This window comes from Streptomyces sp. NPDC025651 (genome assembly GCF_055558735.1).
This window is the reverse complement of record NZ_JBVHLZ010000009.1, coordinates 161,162-172,277: the sequence shown is the minus strand read 5'-3', so window position 1 is coordinate 172,277 and position 11,116 is coordinate 161,162. Positions and strand designations below refer to the sequence as shown.

Genomic DNA, 11,116 nt, shown 5'->3' with positions numbered 1-11,116 from the left:
GTGCACGCGGGGGAGTGAGGGGCCTCGCCGTACGCACGCGGAAGGACGCCGTCCGGCACTCGGATGCCGGGAGAGCGGATGCCGGGAAAGCGGATGCCAGCAGAACAGGCATCGGGAGAACGAACACCGGGAGGGCAGATGCCGGGAAAGCCGTACGACCTCCACGCCTTGCTGTGGGAGATCAAGCAGACGTCCGCCCAGGGCCTGTCGAGCGCCCACGACCTGACGCGGCTCACGACGCTGATCCTCGACCGGCTCGGCTGCGCCACGGCGGCCGAGGCCTTCGCCGTGCTCCACGCCGACTGGCGTGCGCTGCCCGCGGGCACGATGCTCTCCGGCACGCGCGCGGGCCAGATCCTGAACATCCTGCCGCTGCTGGGGTTCGCCGGACAGATCCCGTCCGACGGAATGGACGAACTCCGCCGCGCGGCGAAGGACCACGGCCCCTCGGACGCGCAGTGGCAGGCGAACATCACCGCCCTCGACACGGTGGCGGTGACGCAGTTCCCCTCGACGCAGAGCCCCGCCGAGCTGGAGGCGGCCCTGGTGCGGATCGAGCACGCCAGGCAGGCGCTGCCGCAGGACAGCCCGCTCCGCGACGCCTTCGACATGGTGCACGCCTGTCTGCGGGCGCACCTGGCCCAGCTCCACGGCGGCGTCGACGACTTCGACTCGGCCGTGGACGACCTGGCCCGGCTGCGGGACTCGCCGGTCCTCACCGCGGACCAGCGGCTGACGATCGACGGCCAGCTCGCTTCGTTCCGGGCCATGCAGGCCGCCCGGCGCGAGGACGAGTCGGCCCTCGCCGCGCACGTCCGCGAGCAGGAGGCCGTCCTCGCGCGACTGCCGCCCGACCACATGGACCGCGTCCGGATGGAGGCGCAGCTCAACGCGGACCGGGGCAATCTGACGATCCTGCGGGCGCACCGCGCCGGGCTGCCCGACCCCTACAAGTCGCTTCCCTACCGCGACCCCGCGGCCCTGGCGGGAACGGCGACGGTGGGCGAGGTGCGGCGCCAGATCACCAGCATGCCGCGCAACGCTCGGGCCGACCTCTTCCTGGAGGCCGGGAGCACCCGCATGGGACTCGCCGTCTCCGCCGAGTCCCCCCAGGAAGTGGTCCTGTCCATGGGCCTGTTGGAGGACGCCCTCGACCTCCTCGAACCCGACGACGAGCGGTGGCTGCGCGCCGCCTGCGCGCTCGGCGGCGGGCACTACATGCAGTCCCAGCGTCGGGGAGTGCCCCGCGCCGACCGCGCCCGCCACCTCGACCAGGGCATCGCCTGGCTCGCCCACGCACGACGACTGACCGAGGGCCCCGAGCACCCGATGCGGGTCAACACGGGCATGATCCTGGCCGGTGCCTATCGCACACGCGGCGAAGAGAACAAGCGCAACTCCCGTGCCAGGGAACTCAATTACGCCGAGGCCCGCCGAGTGGGCCTGGACGCGGCGCGGGCCTCGTCCTGGAGCGCCCTGCTCCAGTCCGGCAGCGCGCACGCGGCACAGAGCGCGCGCCACGCCGGGGACCAAGCGCTCAGCGTGGCCCGGTGGTGCATCGCCGACGGCTTTCTCGACGACGCGGTACACGCCCTGGACTGCGGACGCGGCCTCGTGCTGCACGCGGCCACCGTCTCGGCATCGGTGCCCGAGATGCTGGAGTCCGTCGGCGCGGCCGCCCTCGCCGACGAGTGGCGGGCGGCGGGGGCCGTGGGGCCCGAACCGGGCGACGCGGCCGTGCTGACCGGCCGGGCCGCGGCGTCGGGCCCCTCCAGCCGGCTCCGCCGCCGCGCCCTGGAGGCGCTCGGCGCCTCACCGGTGCGGCGGCGGCTCCTCGACACCCCCTCGCCCGGGGACATCGGACAGGCCCTGCGCGCCATGGGCACGACCGCGCTGGTCTATCTGGTGCCCGCGGGCGACCACATTCCCGGCACGGCGCTCGTCGTCTCCGCCGACGGATCCGTCAGTGCGCTGCGGCTTCCCGAACTCGCGCTGGACGCGCCCCCGTTGAAGGAGTACCGCACGTGGAGCGGGCCCGGGCGCGACGCGGGCGGACCCCCGGCCGCCGCGCAGAATCCGGCCTCTCCCCCGCCCCCCGTGCCGTCCCCGGCAGACGGCGGCCGGGCGCTGGAGCGGCTGTGCGACTGGGCGGGCAGAGCGGTGATGGGCCCGCTCCTGGAGAAGCTGCCCCGCGGCTACGGCACGGCCCCCTCCCTCGTACTCGTCCCCATGGGAGAGCTGGGCGTGGTGCCCTGGCACGCCGCCCGCCTGCCCGGCCGGTGGCGGGGCGCACGCCGCCACGCCTGCCAACAGGCACAGATCTCGGCCGTGCCGTCCGCCCGCATGCTGTGCGAGGTGGCGGCGCGCCCGCCGGCCGGCGGGCGCCACGCGGCAGGCGCCCCGGACGCCCTCGTCGTCGGCAACCCCACCCGGGACCTCCACCACGCAGGCGAGGAGGCCGCGGCCATCCACCGCGCCTTCCACCCGGGCGGCAGCCTCCTGGGCCCCGGCACGGCCACGCCCGCCGCCGTACGGGACTGGCTGCGGCGCCAGCACGGCGGGACGCTGCACCTCGCCTGCCATGGCGTGGTGCGCCAGGGCGAGCGGCACAGCGCGTATCTCGCCCTGTCCGGAGGCGAGTTGGCGGCGGAGGAGCTGACCGACGGCATGTCGGGTCACCGGCGGCTGGAGCTGGTGCTGCTCGCGGCGTGCCGCACGCATGTGTCGGGGCGCGGCTACGACGAGGCGTACAGCCTGGCAACCGCCTTCCTCGTCGCGGGGGCCCGCTCGGTGATCGGCTCGATGTGGCCGGTGCCGGACGAGGCGACGTCGCTCCTGATGTACATGACGCACCACTTCATGAGCGGCGAGGGCCTGCCGCCGGGCCGGGCCCTGCGCCGCGCCCAGCTGTGGATGCTGGACGACGGGCGGCGGGCGCCGGACGGCATGCCGCCGCACCTGCGGGCCCAGGTGCCCCGCATCAAGGGCGACGACCTGACGGGCTGGGCCGGCTTCACACACCTCGGCTGGTGAGCGGCAAGAGTCCCGAGGACCGGCCTCAGGGCACCTCGGTGCGGATCGTCACCGACGCCGTGCCCCAGCGGCCGGCGCCCCGCGGCGCCGCACCCGCGTCGCGGCCGGCCGCCCGCCCGGCCAGCCACACCAACTCCCCTCCCCCGTGGCCGGCTCCGGCGCCTCGCACACCCGTCGAACCCCCGGGCGACCAGGCAGGCAGCACGAACGGCGCGGTGTTCAGCTCGTTCTCCGCGGCGATCACCTTCAGTACGTCCCGGGTGAAGGCGCCGCGCACCACGGAACGCCCCGGCGGCAGCCGCAGCCACACCGGTTCGCCCTGCCGCGCGAGGCCCGCGCGACCGGGCCCGACGAAGTCGCCCTCGTAGAGCGCGGGCGACACCGCATAGCTGTCGGTCAAGTCAAGGAGCACGCACCACAGTTGCCGGTGCCAGTCATTGTGGATCCGCACCCGGACCTGCGGTTCGGCACGGTCGCGCGTGTACGAGCAGACGGTCTCGCCGCCACCGTCCGTGTGTACGTCGATGTCGCCCACCAGGGGCTCGACGGTGATCCGCAGCCGCTCCGACAGCCTCCGGTCGGGGTTGGCGAGGTCCCGCAGATGGTGCCAACGCACCACGTGGGCAAGGCAGTCGGCGACCGCGGCGGCATCGCCGGCCGTCCGCAGCGGCAGCGGGGGCAGGGGGTGCCCGGCCCCGCCGGAGACGCGGGCCAGACCGTCGCCGCCCACCGCCACGCCCAGCGGCAGCCCGTCGCCGCCCCTGGCCAGGAGCGGCTGTCCGTCGAGGGCCGTCGAGAGCAGGCGTACGGCCGCGCCGGGGCCGGAGAGCGTGACCGCGGCCGGTGGGAAGGCCAGCGCGGACGGCGTCACGCCGTGCGCCGCGTCCCGGTCGGCGGGGCCCGGCCACCAGCCGACCGGCTCCACGAGCGCGGACTCGGGTCGCAACGCGCGCACCACGACCACCCGCGGCGGCGCGCCCGGGGGGCCGCCGTCCGGCTCCGGGAGGGTGAACTCGGCGCCCACGGCGCGCAGTCCGTGCGCGGACCCGCAGTTCACCTCCCAGCCGTCGCGCGTGTGGCGGAGCAGGAAGGGCGACGCGGGCAGGGTGTCGCCGTGCAGGAAGCGGCTGCTCGCGGGGCCGCGCAGCTGGGGGTTCTGGTCGCGGTGTGCCGCGCGCACCCGCTCCTCGGTGAGGGCGTGCAGGGCGCCGTAGGTGGCCGTGGTGTCCAGGCGCCGCAGCGACTGGAGCAAGGCGCGGCTGAAGCAGCCGTTGCTGCGGCCGTCACGCCACGTCTCGTAGGCGTTCTCGCTCGGCCGGCACGCGGCGAGCACCACGTGCCGCCCCGCTTCGGCGCCCGGCCCGCCGGCACCCCGCCACGCGCGGCCGACGGGCGCCGTACGCATCCCCCGGCGCCCCCGCGTACGCCACCACGGCTGCCACGCGACGCCACGGGTCCGCGCCCCCGGACCGGTGCTCTCGCGGGTCGCGCCGCCCGCGTGACAGCAGTCGAGGACGGCGACGACATGGGCGCCCCCACGGGCGATCCGGTCGAGGAGCGCGCCGAGTTCGCTGTCACGCAGAAGCGGCTGCCCGCCCTCGCGGAGGCTGTCGTGGCACACCAGGGACTCGCTTCTCCCGGTCGCGGCACGCGGATCACCGGTGTCCCGCTCGCTGCCGTGCCCGCTGAACCACAGCAGGGCGGTGTCACCGGGCCCGCTGCGCCCCAGATGCCCCTCGATGGCGTCAACGACCCTTTGCCGGGTGGCCTGTTGGTCGTGCAGGGCCAGGACACGGGGCTCGATACCACGCTGCCCGCACAGCCAGTCCGCGGCCTCGGTCACGTCGTTGACACACCCGTCGAGCGGCTTGCCCGGGTAGTCGTCGATGCCCACGAAGAGTGCGTTCACGGTCCGCATCCGGCGATCCTGCCAGCTCACCGTGGGCACGGACAGGCCGCTTCGGTGCCGGGAAGCGGCCGACGGGCGTCAGCCCTCGTCCGGCGTCAACCGCAGCGAGATGCTGTTGATGCAGTACCGCTGATCGGTGGGCGTCGGATACCCCTCGCCCTCAAACACGTGCCCGAGATGCGATCCGCACCGCGCGCACCGCACCTCCGTGCGCACCATGCCGTGCGACGTGTCCTGGAGCAGCTCGACCGCGTCGGTGTCCTTCGGGTCGAAGAAGCTCGGCCAGCCGCAGTGCGACTCGAACTTCTCGCCGGAGGTGAAGAGTTCGGCGCCGCACGCCCGGCAGGAGTAGACGCCCTTGGTCGTGGTGTCGGTGTACTCGCCGACGAACGCGGGCTCCGTGCCCGCCTGGCGCAGGACCGCGTACTCCGAGGGGGTCAGCTGCGCGCGCCACTCCTCGTCCGGCTTCTCCACGTCGTACGACATGACTCAGAACCCCTTACGTCGACTTACTTCGACAGCTCGGCCAGGATCTGCGGGCCGAGGTCCGTGACGTCGCCCGCTCCCATGGTGAGAACGAGATCGCCGGGCTTCGCCATTCCCGCGATCGTCCGCACGGCCTCCGTCTTGTCGTGCGCGGCCACCACCTCGGCGCCCGCCGCGCCCGCGGCGTCGATGATCAGGGCGCTGGTGATGCCGGGGATCGGGTCCTCGCGCGCCGGGTAGATGTCCAGGACCACGGAGGAGTCGGCGAGGGCGAGGGCCTCGCCCATCTCCTTGCCGAGCTCCTGGGTGCGCGAGAAGAGGTGGGGCTGGAAGAGGACGAGGATGCGCGCGTCGCCCGCGGCGGAGCGCATCGCCTCCAGGTCGGCCGTCATCTCGGTCGGGTGGTGGGCGTAGGAGTCGATGACCTGGACGCCCGCGGCCTCGCCCTTGAGCTGGAGGCGGCGCTTGACGCCGGTGTACGACTTCAGGGCGCCGGCCAGGTTCCGGGACGGGATGCCGAGCGCGATGCCCGCCGCGAGGGCCGCGACGGCGTTGTTCGCGTAGTGGCGGCCGGGCACCGAGACGGTGAAGGTGAGCAGCTTGCCGTCGAGGAGGACGGTGACCTCGCTGGTCAGACCGCGCGCGGTGATCTTGTGGATGCGCAGGTCGGCGGTCTCGGACTCGCCGTAGGTGACGACCTTGAGGTGCCCGAGGTCCCGGACGCGCCGGGTCAGCTCGACCGCGCCGGGCTGGTCCGCCGAGACGACGAGCGTGCCGCCGGGGACGACCTTGCCCGCGAAGACCTCAAAGGACTCGTAGATCTCGTCCATCGACGCGTAGTTGGCGTGGTGGTCGAGCTCCACGTTGAGGACGATGGCGACCTCGGGCGTGTACTTGTGGAAGCTGCGGTCGCTTTCGTCGGCCTCGGCGACGAAGATGTCGCCCTTGCCGTGCAGCGCGTTCGTGCCGGGGGCGTCCAGGTCGCCGCCGATGGCGTACGACGGGTCGAGGCCGAGGGTGGAGAGCGTGACGGCGAGCATCGAGGTCGTCGTGGTCTTGCCGTGCGTACCGGCGACGGCGATCGGGCGCAGGCCGTCCATCAGGGAGGCCAGGGCGTCCGAGCGGTGCACGACGGGGATGCCGAGCTCGGTGGCGCGGGCCAGCTCGGGGTTGTCGGCGCGGATCGCGGAGGAGACGACGACGCAGGTCGCGTCGGGCGCGAGGTGCGCGGCGTCGTGCCCGATGTGGACGGTGGCGCCGAGCGCGCGCAGGGCCTCGGCGGTGGCGGAGTCACGGGCGTCACTGCCCGCGACCTCGGCGCCGCGCTGGGCCAGGATCTTCGCGATGCCCGACATTCCGGCGCCGCCGATGCCGATGAAGTGCGGTCGGTCCATGTCGGCCATGGACTGGGGCAGGCCGGGTGCCATGCGTGTGTCTCCCCTGGTGTTGCGTTACGTGTGTCGTACCCCGCGCCGTGCGACGCGTGGGCAGCCCCAGCCTATTGCCTTCGCGGGGGCGAGCCGCCGGGCCCGCCGGGACGCTCCGGCTACGCCTCGTCGACGGCGCTGTGCGAGAACAGCTTCAGGACGGGCACGCCCACCTTGTGCCGCGCCCGCGAGGCCCAGTCCCGGTGGAAGAACTCCTCCACGTAGTGCGGGTCGGTCAGGACGATCACCTCGTCGGCGTCCACGTCGTCGACCAGGCTCTTGAGGGCGTCCAGCGGGTGGTCCTCGATGAGCCGCCCCTGCGCCGCGCAGCCCGCCGCGCGCAGCGCCGTGAGCGAGACCTGGAGCGCCTGCTCGCCGGGGCCCTTCGCGTCCTGCCCCTCGGGGGTCTCGCCCTCGCGCGCGGCCTCGTCGAGCTCGCCGAGGGCGACGTCGTCGATGGCCCGAAGGAGGCGGTCCGCCTGGTCGCCCCTGGGCTGGAGCAGCACGTGGAAGGTGACGGGCTCGTCCCCGTGCAAGGTGGTGACGAACTCCACGTCGGCGGACGTCAGGGCCTTCTCGATCATCAATACGCTTGTGAACACGCCAGGCGCCCTTCTCATCCGTGGGCCGTCCTGAGGCCCTTGCGGAAACCATCCTGCCCCGTGCCCGCACGGGGTCTGCGAGATCTAGTGTGCCCAGCCGAAGCCAAACGGAACGGCTGATTCCGCTGATTGTCAGGTACGACGGTATCGGGTGTAGAGGAACCCGGCCTCCTCCAGTACGGACGCCAGTACGAATCGTTCCGGCACCTCGAGCGCGGGCCCGACCGAGATCCGCTGCGCGTCCCCTGCGGTCAGCATCGGCGACACCGACAGACAGAGCTCGTCCAGCGCCCCGGCGGCCACGAACTGGCCGAGCATGCGGGGCCCGCCCTCCGTGAGCAGCCGGGTCAGCCCTCGCTCGGCCAGCGCGGGCGCCACCCGCCCCGGCTCCACGGTCGCGCCCTCGCCCGCGACCACCACGACGGCCCCCGCCTTCCCGGCGGCGTCGATGCGGTCGGCGGGCGCCGCGGCCCCCGTCACCACGAAGGTGGGCGTCAGGGGCGAGGCGAAAAGCGGAAGCGAAAAGTCCAGGTCAAGGCTTGCGCTGACCACCGCGATGGCCGGCGCGGGCGTCTGCCCGGCGGCGGCCCTGCGCTCCGCGAAGGCCTCACGCGCGCGTGCCGGGCGATAGCCCTCCTTGCGGACCGTCTCCGCGCCGACGACCACGACGTCCGCGAGGGCGCGCAGGGTCCCGAAGATCCGCATGTCGGTGTCGCTGGAGATGGGCTGGGAGCGGCCGTCGTGCTGGGCCGCGCCGTCGAGCGTGGAGACCATGTTGGCCCGCAGCCAGGTCGCCTCCCCCGAGGGGTAGGCGTAGGCGTCGGCCAGTTCGTCGAGGCTCCACTCCCGGTCGGCCGTCTCGTCCGACCGGTTGTTCCTCCGGTCATCCGTCCGATCGTCCCTCCGGTCAAGTGTCCGGTCCTCCGTCCGGGTGTCCGTCCGGTCGGCTGTCTGGTCGGTCACAGGGAACAGGCGTCGCATGTCCGCAGTCTTGCACGCCCCCTAAACTGAGGAACTGTGTCGTCCTGCACCACTGCCTCCGGGCCAAGCCCCCTAGCCGACGTCGGGCCGCAGTCCCTGTGCGCCCGCGAGCCGCGCGTTCCCGCCGACCGCCTGGTCGCCGAGATGGTGCCGCCGCCGCGCTTCGACTCGGTCCGCTTCGATACGTACATCCCGGACCCGACCCAGCCCAGCCAGACCGAGGCGGTCCGCGTCCTGAGCGGCTTCGCGGCGGGACTCGGCGGAGCGCACGCCTCCGGCGCGGGCAAGAAGCGGTGGTTCCAGAAGAAGGCCGCCGCCCCCACCGGGCCCCGCGGCGTCTACCTCGACGGTGGCTACGGCGTCGGCAAGACCCACCTCCTCGCCTCCCTCTGGCACGCGACGCCCGCGGCGCCCGAGCAGAAGGCGTTCGGCACCTTCGTCGAGCTCACCAACCTCGTCGGCGCGCTGGGCTTCCAGGAGACCGTGCGCACCCTCAGCGGCCACCGGCTGCTCTGCATCGACGAGTTCGAGCTCGACGACCCGGGCGACACGGTCCTGGTGTCCTCCCTGCTCGCCAAGCTCGTCGAGCAGGGCGTGGCGCTCGCCGCGACCTCCAACACGCTGCCGGGCAAGCTCGGCGAGGGCCGGTTCGCGGCCACGGACTTCATGCGCGAGATCCAGGGCCTGTCCGCCCACTTCAAGGCGCTGCGCATCGACGGCCAGGACTACCGCCACCGAGGCCTGCCGGAAGCTCCCGCTCCGTACTCGGACGAGCAGGTCACCAAGGCGGCGTACGCGACCGACGGCGCCTCGCTCGACGACTTCCCGCACCTGCTCGCGCACCTGGCCAAGGTCCACCCCAGCCGGTACGGCGCGCTGACGGACGGCCTCACCGCCGTCTGCCTCACCGACGTGACGCCGGTGCCGGACCAGTCGACGGCCCTGCGCCTTGTGGTGCTCGCCGACCGGCTGTACGACCGAGAGGTACCGGTGCTCGCCTCCGGCGTGCCCTTCGACAAGCTCTTCAGCGAGGAGATGCTGAACGGCGGGTACCGCAAGAAGTACTTCCGGGCCATCTCCCGGCTCACGGCGCTCGCGCGGGACGCCAAGGGGCTCGTGGACGGGTAGCTCCCGGTACGGCACAGAACACACAGGACGCGCACAGCGATACGCAAAAGGACGCGTGAAACGGAAGCTACGCGCGTGGTTCCCGTGCACCGAGGCGCGTGGTACACACATCCGGTCACATTCCTGTCCGCCAGCAGGAGGTTGCCCATCATGTCTGCCACACGACGTCAGGTCCTTGCCCGCACCGGTGCGCTGGGCGCGGGAATCGCCTTCACCGGCGCCCTCTCGGAACTCTTCGCGGGCACCGCGGCCGCGCACGGGAAGGCCGGGTACGGCCCCCTCGTCCCCGACCCCGAGGGACTGCTCGACCTGCCCGAGGGGTTCCGCTACAAGGTCCTCTCCCGCGAGGGCGACGAACTGCGCTCCGGCGAGGGCAAGGTGCCGAGCAACCACGACGGCATGGCCGCCTTCCGAGGAAGGCACGGCGGCGTCAACCTGGTCCGCAACCACGAGAACCGCGTCACCGGCAAGATCGGCGTGCCGACGGTCGAAGGCCTCACGTACGACCCGATGGCCAAGGGCGGCTGTACGACGCTCTCGCTCGACCGGAGGAACAACGTCGTCGGCGAGCGCGTGGGGATCGCCGGCACCGCCGTCAACTGCGCGGGCGGGCCCACCCCTTGGGGCACCTGGCTCACCTGCGAGGAGACCGAGGACAAGGCGGGCACGAACGGCTACACCAAGGACCACGGCTTCGTCTTCGAGGTCGACCCGGTCGACCCGCACCGCACCGGAGCCGTGCCGCTCACCGCGATGGGCCGCTTCCAGCACGAGGCGATCGCCGTCGACCCCAAGCGCGGCATCGTCTACGAGACCGAGGACGCCTTCCAGAAGCCCTTCGGCCTCTTCTACCGCTTCCTGCCCAACAGGCCCCAGGGCGGCCGGGGTTCACTGCGCGCGGGCGGCAGGCTGCAGGCGATGCGGGTGCCGGGCGTGCCCGACCTGTCCTCGATCCAGGAGACGGGCGCGTCCTTCGACGGCATCGAGTGGGTCGACGTACCGGACCCGCTGGCGGCCCGAACCCCCATCCGCCTCCAGGACTTCGGCCCCAAGGGCATCACCCACGCGCAGAAGCTGGAGGGCTGCTACTGGGGCGGCTCGTCCGTCTACTTCGTCTCCTCCTTCGCGCGCAGCGCGGAGGGCTCGGCCGGTGACCACTTCGGGCAGATCTGGCGGTACGACCCCTCAAGACGCCGCCTCACCCTCGTCATCGCCTTCGGCCCGAGCACCGACATCCAGCTGCCCGGCGAGTCCCCGGACAACATCTGCCTGGCGCCGAGCGGCGGCCTGATGGTGTGCGAGGACGGCGACGGGGTCCAGCACGTGTACGGCCTCACCCGGCGCGGCGAGGTCTACGCGATGGCCCGCAACCGGCAGAACATCGGCACCCCCGAGAAGCCGGAGTGGGGCGAGTTCGCGGGCGTCGCCTTCTCGCCCGACGACGACACGATGTACGTGAACTGCTACACGCCCGGCACGACGTTCGCGGTGACGGGGCCCTGGCACGAGTAGCGCCCCGTCCGCCCTCATCGCACGATCGAGGGACACGA

The 11,116-nt window shown here is 73.1% G+C and carries 8 protein-coding genes; 3 read left to right on the top strand and 5 right to left on the bottom strand.

Translation table 11 applies throughout. The annotated features are described in order from the left end of the window. Positions 1-138: 138 nt before the first annotated feature. Complete coding sequence (locus tag ACZ4D5_RS29540; protein ID WP_467775484.1) at positions 139-3,033, top strand: CHAT domain-containing protein; 2,895 nt, start codon at positions 139-141, stop codon at positions 3,031-3,033. Between the two features lie 25 nt (positions 3,034-3,058). Here the strand turns inward: ACZ4D5_RS29540 and ACZ4D5_RS29535 are convergent, their stop codons facing one another. From ACZ4D5_RS29535 to ACZ4D5_RS29515, 5 genes are all read right to left on the bottom strand, one after another. Further along, positions 3,059-4,951, bottom strand: coding sequence for a caspase family protein (locus ACZ4D5_RS29535; RefSeq protein ID WP_467775483.1), 1,893 nt, complete (start codon positions 4,949-4,951; stop codon positions 3,059-3,061). Positions 4,952-5,020: 69 nt separating this feature from the next. Beyond that, positions 5,021-5,428 carry a peptide-methionine (R)-S-oxide reductase MsrB gene (msrB, locus tag ACZ4D5_RS29530; protein ID WP_467775482.1) on the bottom strand — a complete coding sequence of 136 codons (408 nt, stop codon included), beginning with the start codon at positions 5,426-5,428 and terminating at the stop codon, positions 5,021-5,023. Positions 5,429-5,451: 23 nt separating this feature from the next. Beyond that, a complete protein-coding gene (murC, locus tag ACZ4D5_RS29525) occupies positions 5,452-6,855 on the bottom strand; it encodes a UDP-N-acetylmuramate--L-alanine ligase (RefSeq protein ID WP_467775481.1) in 1,404 nt (467 codons plus the stop codon). A gap of 119 nt (positions 6,856-6,974) precedes the next feature. Further along, positions 6,975-7,439, bottom strand: a complete 465-nt coding sequence (locus tag ACZ4D5_RS29520) for an indole-3-glycerol phosphate synthase (RefSeq protein WP_467775683.1) — start codon at positions 7,437-7,439, stop codon at positions 6,975-6,977. A gap of 150 nt (positions 7,440-7,589) precedes the next feature. Further along, positions 7,590-8,438 (bottom strand): pyrimidine reductase family protein, encoded by an 849-nt coding sequence (locus ACZ4D5_RS29515; RefSeq protein ID WP_467775480.1) that lies wholly within the window; start codon positions 8,436-8,438, stop codon positions 7,590-7,592. Between the two features lie 36 nt (positions 8,439-8,474). Between ACZ4D5_RS29515 and zapE the strand changes: the two genes are divergently transcribed. Both zapE and ACZ4D5_RS29505 read left to right on the top strand, forming a co-directional pair. Continuing rightward, positions 8,475-9,566, top strand: coding sequence for a cell division protein ZapE (zapE, locus tag ACZ4D5_RS29510; protein ID WP_467775479.1), 1,092 nt, complete (start codon positions 8,475-8,477; stop codon positions 9,564-9,566). Positions 9,567-9,716: 150 nt separating this feature from the next. Beyond that, positions 9,717-11,078: an alkaline phosphatase PhoX gene (locus ACZ4D5_RS29505; protein ID WP_467775478.1), complete on the top strand. Its 1,362-nt coding sequence runs from the start codon at positions 9,717-9,719 to the stop codon at positions 11,076-11,078. The last annotated feature ends 38 nt before the right edge of the window (positions 11,079-11,116 follow it).

Excerpts from the sequence above, each read along its gene's own strand:
- ACZ4D5_RS29540 (WP_467775484.1), top strand. The coding sequence starts at position 139 with ATGCCGGGAAAGCCGTACGACCTCCACGCCTTGCTGTGGGAGATCAAG.
- ACZ4D5_RS29535 (WP_467775483.1), bottom strand. The coding sequence starts at position 4,951 with ATGCGGACCGTGAACGCACTCTTCGTGGGCATCGACGACTACCCGGGC.
- msrB (WP_467775482.1), bottom strand. The coding sequence starts at position 5,428 with ATGTCGTACGACGTGGAGAAGCCGGACGAGGAGTGGCGCGCGCAGCTG.
- murC (WP_467775481.1), bottom strand. The coding sequence starts at position 6,855 with ATGGCACCCGGCCTGCCCCAGTCCATGGCCGACATGGACCGACCGCAC.
- ACZ4D5_RS29520 (WP_467775683.1), bottom strand. The coding sequence starts at position 7,439 with ATGATCGAGAAGGCCCTGACGTCCGCCGACGTGGAGTTCGTCACCACC.
- ACZ4D5_RS29515 (WP_467775480.1), bottom strand. The coding sequence starts at position 8,438 with ATGCGACGCCTGTTCCCTGTGACCGACCAGACAGCCGACCGGACGGAC.
- ACZ4D5_RS29505 (WP_467775478.1), top strand. The coding sequence starts at position 9,717 with ATGTCTGCCACACGACGTCAGGTCCTTGCCCGCACCGGTGCGCTGGGC.